The organism is Mitsuaria sp. 7 (genome assembly GCF_001653795.1).
GTDB lineage: Bacteria > Pseudomonadota > Gammaproteobacteria > Burkholderiales > Burkholderiaceae_C > Roseateles.
On the sequence record NZ_CP011514.1, the window covers coordinates 3280328 to 3298504 of the forward strand.

Consider the following 18177-nt stretch of genomic DNA (forward strand, 5'->3'; position numbering starts at 1 on the left):
TCAGAGCTTCATTTCCAGATTCAACTGGAACCACGGCTTCAGACCGCGACCGGTGGCGTAGAACTGGTCACCGGGAAGCTGGGTCTCGGCCCGCGCGTCGAGCGGGAACAGATTATTGGCCGAGAAGCGCACCGAGGTCTTCGTACTGACCATCCACTGGGCGAAAACGTCCAGCCCGCGATTGCGCGAGTACTCGACGCTCTGACGATCGGTCTGGCGCACCGTGTAGACCGGCGTGTAGTTCAGGTTGGCGCCGGTGGTGACCGGCACGCTGCTGAAGCGGTAGTCGAAGCCGAGGTTGGCGGTCCAGGGCTGCTGCTGGTCCAGCCGGTTGTCCGGACCGTCCACGGCCTTGACCCGCGAGCGGTAGACACTCACCGAGCTGCGCAGGTTCAGCGGCAGCTTGGGCTCGAACAGCGACGGGAACAGCTCCCCCGCGCGGCCCTTGAGCTCCATCTCGACACCGCTGGTGGTGGCGCTGGAGAAGTTCATTGGCCGGATCACGTAGCGCGGGAACGGCACGAGCGCGGTGGGCGCGTCCAGCGTGACGACGTTGCGGATCAACTGGCTGATGTTGCGATGGAAGACGCCGAGGCTGAAGAGGCTGCCGCCGGTGAGGTATTTCTCGTAGGAGACGTCCAGGCCCGTGGCCAGCTCCGGCTTCAGCGCCGGGTTGCCGACGCGGTCGGGGTTGAATTCGTCGTTGGTGCCGTCCGGCCGCTGGAACTTGCTGTTGAGCGTGTAGCGGCCCAGCATCTGCGTCAGCTCCGGCGCCTTGTAGCTGCGGGTGATGCTGGCGCGGATCATGTCGCGCCCCTTCGGATCGAGCTTGTAGGTCAGGTGCCACAGCGGCGACAGCACGCTCGAGCTGTTGCGCGCGTCGGTGCCGACACCGCGGCTCGTCGTCACGATCTGCTCATGGCGCAGGCCGAAGTAGGTGGACCACTGCGGGTTGATCTCCCACTCGTCCTGGATGAAGAACGCCTGCCGCCGGATGCGCGCGCCGAAGTTCTCGCCGTTCAAGCCGGGGAGCTGCTCCTCGCCGCCGACCAGCGTGTTGCGGACCTCGTCGCGCTTGCGGAACTCGAAGTCCCAGCCGACCGTCACCGTGTGCTCCTCGCCGAGGATATGGCTGTACTTGCCGGCCTGCGTCAGGCTCCGGTCGCGGCTGTCGAGCAAGGCCTCCACCGGATCGTCGACCGGACGCGTGCGGTTCTCGATGTGGTTCTTCGCGTCCTGCACGCCGGCCTTCAGCTCCCACTTCTGCGTCTCGCTGAACCGGTTGTTCCACGCCAGGTTGGCGCGCAGCATCTGCCAGGTGCCCTTGTTGTCGGCGTTGTCGTCCAGGCGCGTGCCGTCGCTATAGGCCGCGTCCTGTGTCAGCCGGACCGAGTTGTTCCAGAACCCCTTCTGCGCGAAGCCGATCAGCGACACGCTCTCGTCGTCGCTGAGCTTCCAGGTCCCGCGCGGCGCGGAGTTGAAGCCGTGGCCCCAGTTGCGCATCTTCCCGTGCTGCATCGCGACGACGGGCTGGCCGTCCACGTCGGTGGCGCTGCGTTCGGTCGTGGACTTCATCTCCTGCAGCCACTGGAACGCCGACAGCGGCACCGACACCGACACCGGTCCGAAGCGCTCGCCGTAGGTGAAGGTGGCCGACGGCACCGGGTGGTTGATGTTGTAGCCGGCCCCGACGCGCAGGTCGCGCTGCGACATCTTGGGCGCTTCTTTCAGGATGATGTTGATCGCGCCGGCGACGGCCTGCGCGCTCTGGTCGGCGCTCGGGCCCTTGGTGAGTTCGATGCGCTCGACCTGCGCCGGATCCAGCTGGTCCAGCTTGAAGCCGGGAGGCGCCGGATCGCCGTTGATCAGGATCAGGGTGTAGCCCGAACCCAACCCGCGCATGCGAGGCGCCCCGTCCGAGACGTTCACACCCGGCAGGCGCTTGAGCACGTCGGCGACGCTGGTGTCGCCGTACTTGTCGAGTTCGTCCCGGCCGTAGATCTGCTTGGCCACCGGCGCCCGGCGGCGCAACTCCGAATCCGTGTTCCGGCCCGAGATCTCCACGCGGTCCAGGCGCTTGCCGGACGTCGGCTCGTTGCCCAACCCCGGAGGGGCGTCCTGCGCGAGGACAGTCGTCGCAGGCGCGAGCACGGACAGGCAGACAAGGGCACAAGCCCTGGCGATGGCGTGGGTCTTCAAGGGCACTCCCGAGGATTTGGTGTCGACACCGTGTCGGTCTGTCGACTTTTGTCTTTGACGGTAAACGGCGCGCAGCGTAGCCGCACACCGCGACCTCCGACACCTCAGGTGCGACCAGCCGCGAAAAATGTGGGATCAAATGCGATCCGGCGCCGTAGACGGCGCCGGATCGCTGGCCCGAATGGCGCTCAGCGCTTGAGCTTGGCGAAAGCTGCAGCCATCGCGTTGCCGCCGGTCGGCTGGGCGTCACGCGCGCCGGACGGGCGAGCACCGCCCGCACGCTCGTTGCGACCCGCAGGACGGAAGCTGTTGTCCTGCTTCGAGCCGCCGCGCGGCGCCTGCGCATCCATCTTCATCGTCAACGAGATGCGCTTGCGGGCCAGGTCGACCTCCAGCACCTTCACCTTGACGATGTCGCCCGTCTTCACGACTTCGCGGGCATCGTTGACGAACTTGTTGGCCAGCTGGCTGACGTGGATCAGGCCGTCCTGATGCACGCCCAGGTCGACGAAGGCGCCGAACTGCGCGACGTTGGACACCGTGCCTTCCAGCACCATGCCCTCCTTCAGGTCCTTGAGGTCCTCGACGCCGTCGTTGAAGCGCGCCACCTTGAAGTCGGGACGCGGATCGCGGCCCGGCTTCTCCAGCTCGCCCAGGATGTCCTTGACGGTGATCGCGCCGAAACGCTCATCGGCGAAGGCTTCCGGCTTCAACGCGCGGATCACGTCGGACTTGCCCATCACGTCGGCGATCGGACGATCGACCTTCGCGAGGATGCGCTCGATGACCGGATAGGTTTCCGGGTGCACGCCGCTGACGTCCAGCGGGTTGTCGCCGTCACGGATGCGCAGGAAGCCGGCTGCCTGCTCGAAGGTCTTCGGACCGAGACCGGTGACGTCCAGCAGTTGCTGGCGATTGCGGAACGCGCCGTTCGCGTCGCGCCAGCGCACGATCGAATTGGCGACGCTGGCCGACAGGCCCGACACGCGAGACAGCAGCGGCGCCGAGGCCGTGTTCAGGTCGACGCCGACCGAGTTCACGCAATCCTCGACGACCGTGTCCAGCGTGCGCGCGAGTTCGCTCTGGTTGACGTCGTGCTGGTACTGGCCGACGCCGATGGACTTCGGGTCGATCTTCACCAGCTCAGCCAGCGGATCCTGCAGGCGACGTGCGATCGAGACGGCGCCCCGCAGCGACACATCCAGATCGGGCAGTTCCTTCGACGCGAATTCCGATGCCGAGTACACCGACGCGCCGGCTTCGCTGACGACGACCTTCTCGATGACCGTCCCCGGCGCCATCGCCTGGATGCGCTTGATCAGGTCGGCGGCGAGCTTGTCGGTCTCACGCGAGGCCGTGCCGTTGCCGATGGCGATCAGGTTGACGCCGTGCGTCGCGCACAGGCGGCCCAGCACGTGGATAGACCCTTCCCAATCGCGCTTGGGCTCATGGGGATAGACCGTCGAGGTGTCCAGCACGCGGCCGGTGTCGCTGACGATGGCGACCTTCACGCCGGTGCGGATGCCCGGGTCCAGGCCCATGACGACGCGCTTGCCGGCCGGCGCGGCCAGCAGCAGGTCGCGCAGGTTTTCGGCGAAGACCTTGGTGGCGACCTTCTCGGCGTCCTCGCGCAGTCGCGCGAAGAGATCGCGCTCCAGGCTCAGCGAGAGCTTCACCTTCCACGTCCACGCGACGGTCTTGCGGATCAGGTCGTCGCTGGCGCGCTTGCCGTGGCTCCAGCCGAGGTGACGCGCGATGCGCCCTTCGGCGAGCGAAGGCTGGCCGACGACGGCTTCCTCATCGAGCGCCAGCTTGGCGTCGAGGAACTCCTGCGTGCGTCCGCGGAACACGGCCAGCGCGCGGTGCGAGGGCACGGTGCAGACCGGTTCAGCGTAATCGAAGTAGTCGCGGAACTTCGAGATGTCGGGGTGGTTCTCGTCCTTGCCGTCCATCAGCTTGGACTTGAAGAGGCCTTCCTCCCACAACCACTCGCGCAGCTTGCCGATCAGCAGGGCATCCTCGGCCCAGCGCTCGGACAGCAGGTCGCGCACGCCGTCCAGCACCGCGAAGGCATCGGCGAAACCGGCATCGGGATTGAGGAAGGCGCCGGCCTCGGTCATCGGATCGAGCGACGGATCGGCGAACAGCTTGTCCGCGAGCGGCTCCAGGCCGGCCTCGCGGGCGATGAGGCCCTTGGTGCGGCGCTTCTGCTTGTACGGCAGGTAGAGGTCTTCCAGCTCCTGCTTGGTCGGCGCGGCGGCGATCGCGGCGGCGAGTTCGGGCGTGAGCTTGCCTTGTTCCTCGATGCTCTTGAGCACGGCCTCGCGGCGGTCCTCGAGCTCGCGCAGGTAGCTCAGGCGGGCCTCGAGTTCGCGCAGCTGGATGTCATCGAGGCCGTCGGTGGCCTCCTTGCGGTAGCGGGCGATGAACGGGACGGTGGCGCCGCCGTCGAGCAGCGTGACCGCGGCGTTGACCTGAGCCGGGCGAACCTTCAGTTCGGCGGCAATCTGAAGCAGGATCTTGTCCAAAACAGCGACGGGCCCAAGGCCCAGAGAGCAACGAAAGCCGAAGAGTTTAGGTCACGCCGGGAAGGCTCTCTGCAACAACGCGTCGACGTCCACCGTACGCGTATCGAGCACTCCCGCGACCGCGCCCCATTGCGGATCAAACCGGCTGGCCACGAACGCGTCGGCAACGAAGCCGGGCGAATGCCTGCGCAACAGCGCCGCCTGGGACAGCAGCACGAGCCTGGACACGAAGCGGCGACCGAGCGCTTCCAGTTGCTCCGGCGGTGTCGCGAGCAAGCTGCGCAATGCATCGAGCTCAGCGCGCAGCGCGCGGTCGTCGCCGAAGTCCGATTCAAATTCGTCCAGCAGCGCCAGGAACGCCTGCGGATCCCGCGCGACGGCGCGCATCACGTCCAGGCACATCACATTGCCCGAGCCCTCCCAGATCGAGTTGACCGGCGCCTCGCGATACAGCCGGCCCATGATGCCGTCGTCGATGTAGCCGTTGCCGCCCAGCACTTCCATCGCCTCGCCGGTGAGTTCGACCGCGCGCTTGCAGACCCAGAACTTCGCCGCGGGCGTGACCAGCCGCATCCAGGTGCGCTCGCGAGGATCGTCCTGATGTTCGAACGCGTGAGCCAGGCGCAGGCTCAACTGCATCGCGGCCTCGCTCTCGAGCGCAAGGTCGGCGAGCACCGCGCGCATCAGCGGCTGCTCCGCCAGCCGCTTGCCGAACGCCTGCCGGTGCCGCGTGTAGTGGAGCGCCTGCACCAGCGCCTGCCGCAGCATCGCCGCGCTGCCGACGACGCAGTTCAAGCGCGTGTAGGTGGCCATCTCGATGATGGTCGGGATGCCGCGGCCCTCCTCGCCCATCAGCACGCCGTAGGCGTCCTGGAACTCGACCTCGGAGCTGCTGTTGCTGCGGTTGCCGACCTTGTCCTTGAGACGCTGCACGTTGACGGCGTTCTTCGTCCCGTTGGGCCGCCAGCGCGGCACGAAGAAGCAGCCCGGCGCGCCGTCCGGCGTCTTGGCGACGACCAGATGCGCGTCGCACATCGGCGCGGAGAAGAACCACTTGTGCCCCGTGAGGCGGTACTCGGCGCCGCGGCCGCCTCCGCCACCATGCGCCACCGGCTCGGCGCGCGTCGTGTTCGCGCGCACGTCGGAGCCGCCCTGCTTCTCGGTCATGCCCATGCCGAGCCAGATCGAGCGCTTCTGCGCGAGGGGCAGGTCCCGCCCGTCGTACTCGGTGCTGAACAGTTGATCGCGCAACGCGTTCCACAACTGCGGCTCGCGGCGCAGCACCGGGATGCTGGCCTGCGTCATCGTCGCGGGACACAGCGTCCCGGCCTCCACCTGCCCGTGCAGGTAGAAGCCCGCGGCCCACGCGGCCCAGCGACCGGGGCGCTCGTCGCGGAACGGCATCGCGACGAGGTCCGCCCCCCGGTACATCGCGAGCAGCTCATGCCAGCCGGCGTCGAACTCGACGCGGTCGATGCGGCGCCCCCGCTTGTCGAAGCTCTCGAGCGTCGGCGTCACGCGGTTGATGCGCTCGGCGATCGCGAAAGTCCCGGCGCGCCCGAGCTCGGCGGCATACGCGCCCAGGCCCGGCACGAAGGCCTCCGCGCCGGCCCGCGCGAGCGCCTCCTTCAGCGCGGGATCGGTCTCCAGCAGCGAGTAGTCGCTGAGCTCATCGACCTGGTTGGTGATCTCGTGGGTGCGCCATCCGGAGGCCGGGTGGGCGTTGTCGACATCGGCGGCCATCGGGGTTTTCTCCATGGGGGTCATGGTGTGCGTCTCCTGAGACGTCCCTGGTTTCCAGCATGTCCTCTGGATCAGGGTCGCGGCAATCGGGATCCTCGCCTATCGCGCGCCCGCCAGCCACGACCGTGCCCGAAAACTTCGTTGCAAGGGTTACACCGCCTGTAAGGCCTGACAGTCCGAACCGGCCCGCGATGCCCCTACATTCGCCCAGTCGTCCGGACCACCAACAACCGACCTCGGGACCTCCGAGGCACCCGGCGACACCTCGGGACGCGGCGCCAGCCGCACCTCCAAAAACATCTGGCACGGCCCCGCCACGGGTCGCGAACAGAGGGGGCCGTCCCGTTCCTACCCGAGCGCGCACGGCCATTTCTTCGGGAGATCTGATCGATCCATCACGAATGAAAGAGGCTTATGTCTAACGTTTCCACACAGGCATTCATCCAGCGCGCCATTCGCGCCACCCTCGTCGCCGCCGCGGCCACCGCCGCCTGCCAGGCGATCGCCGCGGACCGCGTCCTGCTCGACGACTCGTCCCCGGTGAACACGCAGATGCGCGCCTCGAGCGCCGCGCCGCAGTCCGCCGCCGCGACGCTCGGACTCGGGGCCGGTGACCTGCAGGCCGTGCGCAGCCAGGCCTACGCCGGCGGCAAGGTCGTCACGCGTCACCAGCAGTACTACCAGGGCGTCCCGGTCTGGGGCGAAGGCGTGGTCGAAAGCAACGATGCGGGCACCTCGCGCTTCTCCGGCAGCATGCTGTCCAACATCCAGCAGGACCTCGCCACCACGCAGCCCAGCCTGACCTCGCAAGGCGCGCTCGCGCAGGCCAAGGGGTCCATCAACGCCGCGATCACCGAGAACGAGCAGGTCAAGCTCTACGTCCGGCTGAACCAGAACAACAAGGCGCAGCTCTTCTACCTGGTGTCCTTCGTGCGCCATGACGCGAAGCAGCCGAGCCGCCCCCACTTCATGATCGACGCCACCACCGGCGCGGTGCTGGAGCGCTGGGAAGGCCTGGCCCACAAGGACGCGACCGGCCCCGGCGGCAACGCCAAGACCGGCCGCTACGAGTACGGCACCGACTACCCCGCCCTGAAGGTGACCGACACCTGCCAGATGAATTCCGGCAACGTCGTGACCGTCAACCTCAACGGCAGCACCGGCGCCAGCAACACCCCCTTCCAGTTCACCTGCTCGCGCAACGAGTACAAGCAGATCAACGGCGCCTACTCGCCGCTGAACGACGCGCACTACTTCGGCGAAATCATCTTCAAGATGTACGGCGACTGGTTCAACATCCGTCCGCTGACCGGCACGCTGTACATGCGCGTGCATTACGGCAGCAACTACGAGAACGCGTTCTGGGACGGCACGGCGATGAGCTTCGGCGACGGCCGCACCACCTTCTACCCGCTGGTGTCGCTGGACGTCTCCGCGCACGAGGTGAGCCACGGCTTCACCGAGCAGAACTCGGGCCTGTCCTACTCCGGCCAATCGGGCGGCATGAACGAGGCCTTCTCCGACATGGCCGGCGAAGCCGCCGAGTACTACCGCAACAACGGCAGCAACGACTGGCTGGTGGGCGCGCAGATCTTCAAGGGCTCGGGCGCGCTGCGCTACTTCGATGATCCGACCCGCGACGGCAGCTCCATCGGCAACGCGGCCGACTACCGCAGCGGCATGGACGTCCACTACTCCAGCGGCGTCTACAACAAGGCCTTCTACCTGCTCGCGACCAAGCCGGGCTGGAACACGCGCAAGGCCTTCGAGGTGATGGTCGACGCCAACCGCCTGTACTGGACCGCCAACAGCACCTTCAACCAGGGCGCCTGCGGCGTGGAAACGGCGGCGACCAACCGCGGCTATGCCAAGGCCGATGTCACCGCCGCCTTCGCCAGCGTGGGCGTGAGCTGCAGCGGCACCACGCCGCCGCCCACCACCACGGTGCTGACCAGCGGCGTGCCGGTGACCGGCATCTCGCTGGCCAAGGGCGCGACCAAGCTCTACAGCATCACCGTGCCGGCCGGCCGCACGACGCTGACCGTCAAGCTGTCCGGCGGTTCGGGCGACGGCGACATCTACGTCAAGCGCGGCTCCGCGCCGACGACGACGAGCTACGACAAGCGCTCGATCGGCTCGACCAACGCCGAGACGATCACCTTCTCGGCGCCGACGGCCGGCGTGTACTACGTGCTGCTCAGCGCGTACGCGACGGTGACGAGCACGTCCCTGGTCGGTACCTACTGATCCCCGTCTGACACGGACTCCGGCGCGCCGCCTCGTGCGGCGCGCCGGCTTCGCCATTCCTGGAGACAACACCCATGCGTCAATTCCTGACGATCACCGCGGTCTGCGTCGGCCTGGCCGCGCTCACCCCCGCCTATGCGGGCGACAAGGTCTGGATCAGCCTCGGCGACGCCGCGCTGGCCCAGTTGCAGAAGCACCGCCCCGCCGCGCGCGCCGTGGCCAGCGTCAAGGCCGATGCCGCGCAGGACGCGTCGGCGCTGTCCTTCGCGGCCAGGCCCGAAGGCATCCATCTGGTCGAAGTCGACGAGGACGCGCTCGCCTCGCTGAGCCACTCGATCCACGAGGAGCTGCGCCGCTGCGGCGGCTACATGTACCACCCGACCCAGGAGGCCGGCCTGGCCTCGCTGAAGCGCCACAGCACGCCGGCCGCCTCGCAGCAGCTGGCCGCCGCGCTGGTCGCGACGCGGCCGAGCTACACCATCGACCAGCAGGCCGTCGTGACGCCCATCCTGTCGCAGATGCAGGCCAGCAACATCGGCCAGACCATCGTCGACCTGTCGGCCAACATCAACCGCTACTACACGAGCACCAGCGGCGTGGCCGCGTCGAACTGGCTCAAGCAGAAGTGGACGACGCTGGGCGGCGGACGCAGCGACATCACGGTCGAGCAGTTCACCCACTCGGGCTGGGCGCAGAAGTCGGTGATCGCGACGATCCAGGGCACCGACAACGGCAGCGAAGTCATCGTAATGGGCGCGCACCTGGACTCGATCAACCAGTCCGGCGGCTCGGGCGAAACGATGCGCGCGCCGGGCGCCGACGACGACGCCTCCGGCGTGGCCAGCCTCACCGAAGTGCTGCGCGCGCTGGTGCAGGCCAACTACAAGCCGCGCCGCACCATCAAGCTGATGGCCTACGCGGCGGAGGAAGTCGGCCTGCGCGGCTCGCAGGAGATCGCCAACAGCTTCGCCGCCGCCAACACCAACGTGGTGGGCGTGCTGCAGCTCGACATGACCAACTACAAGGGCGCCGCCAACGACATCTACATCTTCACGGACTACACGGACAGCGCGCAGAACACCTTCCTCACGAACGTGATCGCGACCTACCTGCCGACGTTGCGCGTGGGCACGGACCGCTGCGGCTACGCGTGCTCGGACCACGCGTCGTGGAACGCCAAGGGCTTCTTCGCAAGCATGCCCTTCGAGTCGAGCTTCAGCGCGGACAACCCGTACATCCACAGCGCCAACGACACCTACGCCAACATGGGCAGCCAGGCCGACCACGCGCTGAAGTTCGCGCGCATGGCCGCGGCGTATGCGGTGGAGCTGGGCAGCGACGGCCCCGGCACGCAGCCCCCGACCGACAAGACCGAGAACTTCAGCGGCAGCCTGACTCGCGGCCAGAGCAAGAGCTTCGGCCCCTTCAAGGTCGCCAACGGCGGCAGCCTCGCGGCGAGCACCACCGGCACCGGCGACATGGACCTCTACGTGCGCAAGAGCGCGGTGCCGACGACGAGCAACTACTCGTGCAAGTCGGACGGCTCGACGGCGACCGAAGGATGCAGCGTCAACATGACCGCCAACGGCGACGTGTACGTGCTGGTCTACGGATACTCGGCGGGCAACTACCAGCTGAAGGTCACGTACCGGCCGCAATGAAGCGGTCCCGCAGCCATCGGCCGGCGGCGTCGTTCTGCGATCGCGGGTGCCACGCCATCGCGAGCCGGAACGACGCCAGCCCGAACGGGAGTTCGAGCAGCTCGACGAAGGACTCGTAGCGCTGCAGCAGCTGTCGCGGCAGCGTCGTCACGAGGTCCGTCTGCGACAGCACCAGCGCCACCTGGTTGTAGCTGGGCACCGCCGCCGTCACGCGGCGGTGCCGGCCCAGCTTCGCCAGGGCGTCGTCGACCGACGACGAGAACTCGCCCTTCGATGACACGATGACGTGGCCGAGATCGCAGTATTCATCGAGCTTGGGCGGCCGACGCCCGCGCGGATGTCCGCGGCGCTGCGCGAGCGCGAAGTCGGCGCTCAGCAGGAATCGCGCCTTCAGCGCCTCGGGCACCTTGTCGATGTCGCCGAGGAACAGATCGACCTCGCCGCGCGCCATGCGCTCGACCAGCCCGCTGTCGTAGGCCGGCACGACGGCCATCCGCAGCGCGGGATTGCCGTGGCTCATCACCTCGGCCATCACGTCCAGCGCCAGGATCGTGAACACGCTGTCGTTGGCCGCGACGGTGAAGGTCCGCGCCGAGGTCGCCGGATCGAAATCGTGCGGTTGCGCGACCGCCTCGCGCAATTGCGAGAGCGCCTGCGCGAGCGCCGGCCGCAGCGCCAGCGCGCGCTCCGTGGCCACCATGCCGCGGCCCGTCTCCGACGGCACCAGCAACGGATCCTGGAACAGCTCGCGGAGCTTGGCCAGATGGCCCGACAGCGTTGGCTGGCTGATGTGCATGCGCTGCGCGGCGCGCGTGACGTTGAGTTCGTCGAGCAGCGTGTCCAGCGAGATCAGCAGGTGCAGATCCGAACGTCTCATATCCACGATTCCGATACCTCCCATCGAATCTGACGACTCACGGTTCCCGGCGCGCGCGGCCTACGCTTCATCCCCTCTGAAGCCAAACCCACGCAGGAACCTCCATGTCGTCCAGCATCGATTTCTACTACCACCCGACACCGAACCCGTCGAAGGTCGCATTATTCCTGGAGGAAAGCGGCCTTGACTACCGGCTGCTGCCGATCGACATCGCCAAGGGCGAGCAGCATGCCGAGACCTTCCGGGCGATCAATCCCAACGGGAAAGTGCCTGCGCTCGTCGACGGAGGTATCGCCATCTTTGATAGTTCAGCGATCCTGCTGCACCTGGCTCGCAAGACCGGACGCTTCAACGGCGAGGCGTCCGACGCGGGCCAGGCGGAACTGCTGTCATGGCTGATGTTCATCGCGTCGGGCGTCGGCCCGTTCACCGGCCAGGCCATCCACTTCACGCACTACGCGCCCGCCGGCGAGACCTACGGCGCGCATCGCTACCGCTTCGAGGCGGACCGCCACTGGGCGATCGTCGAGGCGCGCCTGGCCACGCGCCGCTACCTGCTCGGCGACGAGTACTCGATCGTCGACATGGCGCTGTGGGGCTGGTGCCGCGGGCTGCAGTACCTGCTCGGCGACTACGCCTGGTCGCGGTATCCCAACGTCGCGCGGCTGTTCAACGAGATCAACGGGCGCCCCGCCGCGCAGCGCGTCGCCGCGCTGGCGACACGCTTCGACTTCAAGCAGGACACCGATGCGCAGACGCGCGCCAGTCTCTTCACGCACGGCCTGCCAGCCGCTTCGGACGCATGAGCGCGCCAACGCCGACGCCAACGCCGACTTCCATCCCGACCCCGACATGCCAACGACCATGATGAACCGCTCCCTCCTCACCCTGACCCTCGCGATCGCCGCGGCCTTCTCCACCGTGGCGCCCGCCGTCCACGCGGAGGGTGACGCCGCGGCCCCCAAGCTCAGCCACATCCAGGCGGGCTACCAGCACTTCAAGATTGGCGCATTCGAAGTGATCGCGCTGTCCGACGGCACGCTGCCCATCCCCGCGCAGCAGGTGCTCAAGGGCATCAGCGCCGACGAGGTCGCGACGCGACTCGCCAGGACCTATCAAGGCACCGACGTCGAAGCCTCGATCAACGCCTTCCTGATCAAGGCCGGCGACCGGCTGGTGATGGTGGACGCCGGCACGGGCGAGCTCTACGGTCCCAAGCTCAACAAGATCGGCGCGAGCCTGAAGGCCGCCGGTTATGCGCCGGAGCAGATCACCGACATCCTCATCACGCACATCCACACGGACCACACCGGCGGCCTGATGGACGGCTCACGCCTGGTCTTCCCGAACGCGACGCTGCACCTCGAGCGCAAGGAGCTCGACTACTGGCTGAACGCGGAGCAGCGCGCCCGCGCGCCGGAGGCGTTGAAGGTCTACTTCGACCAGGCCTCGGCGAAGGTCCAGCCCTACGTCGACGCGGGCCGCGTGAAGACCTTCAGCGGCGAGACCGCGCTGTTCCCGGGCATCCGCTCGCTGCCGGCGCCGGGGCACACGCCGGGCCACAGCTTCTATGTGCTGGAGAGCCAGGGCGAGAAGCTGGTGTTCTGGGGCGACCTGCTCCACGTCGCCGACGTGCAGTTGCCGAGGCCGGACGTGACCGTCGCCTTCGACGTGGATCCGAAGGCCGCGGCGGCGATGCGCAAGGCGGCCTTCGCCGACGCGCTCAAGGGCCGCTACTGGGTCGCCGGCGACCACGTCACCTTCCCGGGCGTGGGCCATCTGCAGGCCGACGGCAAGGGCTATCGCTGGATCCCGATGCCCTATGTCAACGACCACTACAAGCGGCCGTGAGTACGAATCGAGCGTGAGGGGGTTCATTCGTGCTACATTAGCCGGATAGATTCGCACAAGACCTTTCTTCTGAGGTCTTCTCTGCAGCCCCCGCCGGTCCTCCCCGGACCCGCATAGCGGGCTGCTTCAGCAACACCCCCCCGCTGCAAGCTCTTGAGTGTCTCTGTCCCGGTCCGCAACCGTGCGTCCGGGTTTTTTCCTGTCATTCATTCCAAAGGAAACAACATGACGACCAAGCAGGGCACCGTGAAGTGGTTCAGCGACGACAAGGGCTTCGGCTTCATCACCCCGGCCGACGGCTCCAAGGACCTGTTCGCCCACCACAGCGAAATCCAGAGCTCCGGCGGCTTCCGCACGCTGGCTGAAGGCGCCAAGGTCGAGTTCGAGACCAAGGACGGCCCGAAGGGCCCGCAAGCCTCCAGCATCCGCGTCATCTGAACGCAGACTGAGTGAGCCCTCAGGCCCGCCTCTCCCGAGGCGCGCCTTTGAAGCTCACAGCTTCCACCCGTCGCTCAAGAGCGACGGGTCGAGCTCTCTCCTGATCGCCTGCGCAGCAGCCTCGCGATCATCGGCGACGCCCTCCACGTGGAGCACCCTCCGCGTCGGCAGCCCCGGCCGCTGATAGATCACCGCCCCGACGTCCGTCGCGGGTGCCGTGACGAACACCAGATCAAACGAATCGATCCGCAGGCCGATGATGTTGGCCAGCCGCGTCCGGATCAGCACGACCGCCTCCGCGCGGCGCTCACGCCAGCTCCTGCCAGTAGATGCTTTCGCCGTCCGAGGTGAGGCACAAGGCACCGCCCCGCCACTCGAGCCATCGCTGGCTCACCAGCCGTTCAATCAGCGGTTCGGGGATGTCGCTCGCGCGACGTCGGTGGAGCGCGTCCACGCAGGTGCGCAATGAGGCCCGGAGCGCCTCCAGGTCTTGCGGTGAAGCCATTGCCCTACTCCTCACGTTTCGCGCCACGACATGCGGCGCGAACAGAAGCGCCAAGCGATCAAGGCGAGGACTTGCGGCGCGTTCGAGACGCTCGAACGAAGCAAGGACTTCGGGATGACAACCTCACGGTCTATGGGCCGATAGTAGCTCAGCCGCCTTCCGAACCCGCCGGAGGATTCGCGGGAAGTTCGATGCGGAACTCGGTGCCCGCCTCGCCGGTCTCGACGTCGATGCGCCCGCCGTGCGCCTGGACGATGGTGCGGCACACGAAGAGCCCCAGGCCCATGTTGCTGGCCACCGGCGCGTCCGTGGTCCGATGCACCATCGGCTCGAAGAGCCTGCCGCGCACGTCGTCCGGAATCGGTCGACCTTCATTGCGCACCGACAGCTGCCGCCATCCGTCGCGACCGCCGGTGCGCACGACGATGGGCCGGCCGGCGGACCCGTGCTCCACGGCGTTGCGCAGGAGGTTGGCGATGACGCGCGAGAGCCGCTCGCCATCCCACACGCCGTCGTCCGGCGATGCCTGCACCAGCTCGACGACGAGGTCCGGATGGGCGCCGCGCGCCTCGTCGATCGCCGCGGAAGCCAGCGCGCCCAGCCGCTGCGGCGTGCGCCGCAGGATCAGGTCGGCGCCCAGCCGGCTGCGGGCGTAGTCCTGGATGTCGTCGAGCATGTGGGTCATGCGCCGCGACGCCGCCGTGATCCGCGACGCCATCTTCTGCGTCAGGTCGGCGGACAGGGGCGCCTTGGCCAGCAGCTGGCTGCTCATCGAGATCGCGTCCAGCGGATTGCGCAGGTCGTGTCCGAGGATCGCCAGGAACAGGTCGCGCGCGCGTTCCTCGTCGAGGCGCTTCTGGTCGAGCTCGTCGGACAGCGCGCGCAGCACGTCGCGGCGGCGCAGCAGCGCATGCAGGTTGGCGATCAGCACGTCCTCGTCGACCGGACGCGTGAGATAGGCGTCCGCGCCGCTTTCGAGCCCATGGACCAGGTCCCGGTCCGCGACGTGGATGCCGGAGACATGGATGATGGGCACCGACGAAGCCGACTCCGAGGCCCGCAGCTGGCGGCAGACTTCGAAGCCGCTGATGTCGGGCAGCATGACGTCGAGGATGATCGCGTCGACGCCGTCGCCGCTCACGGCCTGCCGCAGCGCCTGCGCGCCGTCCTGGGCCTCGATGACCGCAAACCCCGCGAGTTCAAGCCGGCGCCGGAGCGCGTAGCGATGCACGGCCTCGTCGTCGACGAGCAGGATCGTGCTGCGCCTCCCCTGCGCTTGATGTGCTGCATCCATCCCTGTATTCCCTGGCCGCGTCCCTGGCCCGATGTCCTCGTCCGATGTCATGCGCCACCACAGTGGACGCGCGTCGGACTCCCAGCGCGGAGCGTAGCGCAACCCCGCGGGCCGCGCGTCCCGGATTTACTCGTGCCCGCTGATCGCATGCGTCACGTAGGGGGCCTCCAGCGCGGCGATCTCGTCGTCGGCCAGCGCCACATCCAGCGCGCCCACGGCATCCTCCAGCTGAGCGATCTTGGACGCGCCGATGATGGGCGCCGTCACCTCAGGCTTCGCGAGCACCCACGCCAGGGCGATCTGCGCCATCTTCGCGCCGCTTTTCGCCGCGAGGTCCTGCACCGCCTGGATGACGGGCCTATCCTGATCGCCTGTCTTGTCGTAAAGCCGCTTGCCGACGTCGTCCGTCTGCAGCCGCTGCGTGGCTTCGTCCGCCGGCCGCGTGAGGCGGCCGCGCGCCATCGGGCTCCAGGGAATCAGACCGACGCCCTGATCGGCGCACAGCGGGATCATCTCCCGCTCCTCTTCGCGATACAGCAGGTTGACGTGGTTCTGCATGCTCACGAACGGCGTCCAGCCGTTGCGGCGCGCGACCTCCTGCGCTTTCGCGAACTGCCACGCATACATCGAGGACGCGCCCAGGTAACGCGCCCGGCCCGAGCGCACCACGTCGTTCAGCGCGCACATGGTTTCCTCGATCGGCGTGTCGTGATCCCAGCGGTGGATCTGCAGCAGGTCGACGTAGTCGGTGCCAAGTCTTGCCAGGCTGGCGTCGATCTCGGCGAGCACCTGCTTGCGCGACAGGCCGCGGCGATGCTTGACGCCTTCGGGCGTCTCGTACGGGAAGTACATCTTGGTCGCGAGCACGACCTCCTCGCGCCGCGTCATCTCCTTGAGCAGCACGCCGACCATCTGCTCGGACGTGCCGCCGGAATAGCTGTTGGCGGTGTCGAAGAAGGTGATGCCGCTGTCGACCGCCTTGCGGAAGATCGGGCGGGAGGCCTGGAGGTCCAGCGTCCAGCTGTGGTTGCCCACGTCCGCGGCCCCGAAGGTCATGCATCCCAGGCACAGCCGCGAGACGTCCAGCCCCGTGTTGCCCAGCTTCGTGTACTTCATGCCTGCAGCTCCTGGTTGAGATCACGTCGATGCCGCGCGGAGCCGGTGCGAAGGCGATGCCGCGAGGCGGGGAATGCCGGCCCAGGATAGTCGACCCTCGTGAATGGGAGACACTCGCCCCCTTGATGGCCCTCCCCGGATTCGGAGCATTCATGAGCACAACGCGCTTCTATCCCATCGGCACTCCCGGCGTCCCGTGGGGCGACGCGGAACGCACCGCCTGGCGCGAGCGCCAGGTCGTGTCCCGGCGTTATCAGGACGACGTCGTCACGCGCGTCGAGGCGCTGGCCGACCGCTTCGAGATCGTGCGCTACGGCCAGCTGACGTATGGCGCGGACACCTTCCCGCTGCTCGCGTTGAAGAGCCGCAGCTGGGACCCGGCGCGTCCCGTGGCGCTGGTCACCGGCGGTGTGCATGGCTACGAGACCAGCGGCGTGCTCGGTGCCCTGCGATTCGCGGAAGAACACGCGGAGTCCTTCAGCGATCGCGTGAATGTGATCGTCGTGCCGTGCGTGAGCCCGTGGGCCTATGAGCGCATCTGCCGCTGGAATTACCACGCGGTCGATCCCAACCGGAACTTCGGCGCGCGCCGCGAGGCCGCGGAGTCCTCTGCGCTTATCGAACTGTTGGCGCCTTACGCGGGCCAGTTCCTGCTGCACATCGACCTGCACGAGACCACGGACACCGACATCACCGAGTTCCGCCTGGCGCTGGCGGCCCGCGACGGCAAGGTGCTCGAGGACGAAGAAGTCCCGGATGGCTTCTACCTCGTCGGCGACAGCGAGACGACCCGGCTCGACTTCCAGCAGGCCATCATCGAGGCCGTGGAGCGGGTCACCCACATCGCCCCGCCCGACGCGGACGGCCGCATCATCGGCGCCCCGCTGAGCGCCCGGGGCGTCATCGAATTCCCCGTGCGCAACTCGGGCCTGTGCGCGTGCGTGACGCGGGCGCCGTTCACGACCACCACCGAGGTGTACCCCGACAGTCCGCGGACGAATCCGGAGGAGTGCGTGGAGGCCCAGGTGGCGGCGGTGCGCGCGGCGCTCGAATTCGCCATCGCGCACAAGCCCTGACAGCGGGCACAGCGCGCGGCTGCGCGGCGCTGGCTGCAGCGTTGGTGCCTGGACTGCTGCCACGACTGGACGGCGTCGCGCGGAAACTGGTCCGGTCGACCACCCTACCCGAGGCCTCCCATGCACACGCCCTCCTCTTCAGGCGCCGATGATTTCGACTTCGAATTCGGCAGCTTCGCCGTCCATCACCGCCGGCTCGACCGCCGCCTGAGCGGCTGCGAGGACTGGACCACCTTCGAGGGTCGCTGCACGACGCGGCCCATCCTCGGCGGTCTCGGCAACCTTGAGGACAACGAGCTGGACCTGCCCGAAGGGCGCTACCGCGCGGTGGCGCTGCGATCCTTCGATTCAGGGAGCGGACAGTGGGCGATCTGGTGGCTCGACGGCCGCGCGCCGCATGCGCTGGACGTGCCGGTCAAGGGCCGCTTCGACGGGCCGATCGGGTTGTTCTACGCCGACGACGTGCTGGACGGTCGGGACATCAAGGTCCGCTTCACCTGGGACAAGCGCAACCTCGACGAACCCCGATGGGAACAGGCGTTCTCCGCCGACGGCGGCACCACCTGGGAGACGAACTGGGTGATGCGGTTCACGCGGGTAGGCGAGGCGGACTAGGGACGCGCCGCATCGTCCTCCAGGCGG

General features: G+C 67.9%; 15 protein-coding genes. 7 read left to right on the top strand and 8 right to left on the bottom strand.

What is annotated here, in order from left to right:
• The 3 genes from ABE85_RS14370 to ABE85_RS14380 all read right to left on the bottom strand — a co-directional run bounded on the left by ABE85_RS14370 (position 1) and on the right by ABE85_RS14380 (position 6485).
• Positions 1-2199, bottom strand: a complete 2199-nt coding sequence (locus tag ABE85_RS14370) for a TonB-dependent siderophore receptor (RefSeq protein ID WP_157522395.1) — start codon at positions 2197-2199, stop codon at positions 1-3.
• A 188-nt stretch (positions 2200-2387) separates the two neighbouring features.
• The gene (locus tag ABE85_RS14375) at positions 2388-4727 is read right to left on the bottom strand and encodes a Tex family protein (RefSeq protein ID WP_067275771.1); all 2340 of its coding nucleotides are present in this window, start codon (positions 4725-4727) and stop codon (positions 2388-2390) included.
• A 51-nt stretch (positions 4728-4778) separates the two neighbouring features.
• A complete protein-coding gene (locus ABE85_RS14380; protein WP_231993303.1) occupies positions 4779-6485 on the bottom strand; it encodes an acyl-CoA dehydrogenase family protein in 1707 nt (568 codons plus the stop codon).
• 399 nt (positions 6486-6884) lie between these two features.
• Here ABE85_RS14380 and ABE85_RS14385 point away from each other — a divergent pair, with 399 nt between their 5' ends.
• Together ABE85_RS14385 and ABE85_RS14390 are read left to right on the top strand one after the other, a co-directional pair.
• Positions 6885-8717, top strand: a complete 1833-nt coding sequence (locus tag ABE85_RS14385) for a M4 family metallopeptidase (RefSeq protein ID WP_082938617.1) — start codon at positions 6885-6887, stop codon at positions 8715-8717.
• Between the two features lie 74 nt (positions 8718-8791).
• Positions 8792-10378, top strand: coding sequence for a M20/M25/M40 family metallo-hydrolase (locus ABE85_RS14390; protein WP_067275777.1), 1587 nt, complete (start codon positions 8792-8794; stop codon positions 10376-10378).
• On the opposite strand, the gene ABE85_RS14395 is transcribed toward ABE85_RS14390, so the two are convergent.
• A complete protein-coding gene (locus tag ABE85_RS14395; protein WP_067275780.1) occupies positions 10359-11255 on the bottom strand; it encodes a LysR family transcriptional regulator in 897 nt (298 codons plus the stop codon). The two genes, ABE85_RS14390 and ABE85_RS14395, sit on opposite strands and share 20 nt — an antisense overlap.
• Before the next feature lie 104 nt (positions 11256-11359).
• On the opposite strand from ABE85_RS14395, the gene ABE85_RS14400 reads away from it, so the two are divergent.
• The 3 genes from ABE85_RS14400 (at position 11360) to ABE85_RS14410 (ending at position 13544) form a co-directional block, all read left to right on the top strand.
• On the top strand, positions 11360-12061 hold the full coding sequence (locus ABE85_RS14400; protein ID WP_067275784.1) for a glutathione S-transferase family protein: 702 nt from the start codon (positions 11360-11362) through the stop codon (positions 12059-12061).
• Between the two features lie 46 nt (positions 12062-12107).
• On the top strand, positions 12108-13106 hold the full coding sequence (locus ABE85_RS14405) for an MBL fold metallo-hydrolase (RefSeq protein ID WP_067282743.1): 999 nt from the start codon (positions 12108-12110) through the stop codon (positions 13104-13106).
• 225 nt (positions 13107-13331) lie between these two features.
• On the top strand, positions 13332-13544 hold the full coding sequence (locus ABE85_RS14410) for a cold-shock protein (RefSeq protein WP_067275787.1): 213 nt from the start codon (positions 13332-13334) through the stop codon (positions 13542-13544).
• 54 nt (positions 13545-13598) lie between these two features.
• Here ABE85_RS14410 and ABE85_RS14415 read toward each other — a convergent pair whose 3' ends face one another.
• The 4 genes from ABE85_RS14415 to ABE85_RS14430 all read right to left on the bottom strand — a co-directional run bounded on the left by ABE85_RS14415 (position 13599) and on the right by ABE85_RS14430 (position 16459).
• The gene (locus tag ABE85_RS14415) at positions 13599-13832 is read right to left on the bottom strand and encodes a hypothetical protein (protein ID WP_067275790.1); all 234 of its coding nucleotides are present in this window, start codon (positions 13830-13832) and stop codon (positions 13599-13601) included.
• Positions 13833-13851: 19 nt separating this feature from the next.
• Positions 13852-14049 (bottom strand): hypothetical protein, encoded by a 198-nt coding sequence (locus ABE85_RS14420; RefSeq protein ID WP_067275793.1) that lies wholly within the window; start codon positions 14047-14049, stop codon positions 13852-13854.
• A 148-nt stretch (positions 14050-14197) separates the two neighbouring features.
• Entirely contained in the window at positions 14198-15343 is a 1146-nt protein-coding gene (locus tag ABE85_RS14425) for a response regulator (RefSeq protein WP_067275796.1), read from the bottom strand.
• Positions 15344-15469: 126 nt separating this feature from the next.
• Positions 15470-16459, bottom strand: coding sequence for an aldo/keto reductase (locus ABE85_RS14430; RefSeq protein ID WP_067275799.1), 990 nt, complete (start codon positions 16457-16459; stop codon positions 15470-15472).
• A 152-nt stretch (positions 16460-16611) separates the two neighbouring features.
• On the opposite strand from ABE85_RS14430, the gene ABE85_RS14435 reads away from it, so the two are divergent.
• Complete coding sequence (locus tag ABE85_RS14435; protein WP_067275802.1) at positions 16612-17535, top strand: M14 family metallocarboxypeptidase; 924 nt, start codon at positions 16612-16614, stop codon at positions 17533-17535.
• Between the two features lie 120 nt (positions 17536-17655).
• The gene (locus ABE85_RS14440) at positions 17656-18150 is read left to right on the top strand and encodes a DUF1579 domain-containing protein (RefSeq protein WP_067275805.1); all 495 of its coding nucleotides are present in this window, start codon (positions 17656-17658) and stop codon (positions 18148-18150) included.
• The last annotated feature ends 27 nt before the right edge of the window (positions 18151-18177 follow it).

Excerpts from the sequence above, each read along its gene's own strand:
- ABE85_RS14440 (WP_067275805.1), top strand. The coding sequence starts at position 17,656 with ATGCACACGCCCTCCTCTTCAGGCGCCGATGATTTCGACTTCGAATTC.
- ABE85_RS14380 (WP_231993303.1), bottom strand. The coding sequence starts at position 6,485 with ATGGAGAAAACCCCGATGGCCGCCGATGTCGACAACGCCCACCCGGCC.
- ABE85_RS14425 (WP_067275796.1), bottom strand. The coding sequence starts at position 15,343 with ATGGATGCAGCACATCAAGCGCAGGGGAGGCGCAGCACGATCCTGCTC.
- ABE85_RS14410 (WP_067275787.1), top strand. The coding sequence starts at position 13,332 with ATGACGACCAAGCAGGGCACCGTGAAGTGGTTCAGCGACGACAAGGGC.
- ABE85_RS14435 (WP_067275802.1), top strand. The coding sequence starts at position 16,612 with ATGAGCACAACGCGCTTCTATCCCATCGGCACTCCCGGCGTCCCGTGG.
- ABE85_RS14405 (WP_067282743.1), top strand. The coding sequence starts at position 12,108 with ATGCCAACGACCATGATGAACCGCTCCCTCCTCACCCTGACCCTCGCG.
- ABE85_RS14420 (WP_067275793.1), bottom strand. The coding sequence starts at position 14,049 with ATGGCTTCACCGCAAGACCTGGAGGCGCTCCGGGCCTCATTGCGCACC.
- ABE85_RS14430 (WP_067275799.1), bottom strand. The coding sequence starts at position 16,459 with ATGAAGTACACGAAGCTGGGCAACACGGGGCTGGACGTCTCGCGGCTG.
- ABE85_RS14400 (WP_067275784.1), top strand. The coding sequence starts at position 11,360 with ATGTCGTCCAGCATCGATTTCTACTACCACCCGACACCGAACCCGTCG.
- ABE85_RS14385 (WP_082938617.1), top strand. The coding sequence starts at position 6,885 with ATGTCTAACGTTTCCACACAGGCATTCATCCAGCGCGCCATTCGCGCC.
- ABE85_RS14390 (WP_067275777.1), top strand. The coding sequence starts at position 8,792 with ATGCGTCAATTCCTGACGATCACCGCGGTCTGCGTCGGCCTGGCCGCG.
- ABE85_RS14395 (WP_067275780.1), bottom strand. The coding sequence starts at position 11,255 with ATGAGACGTTCGGATCTGCACCTGCTGATCTCGCTGGACACGCTGCTC.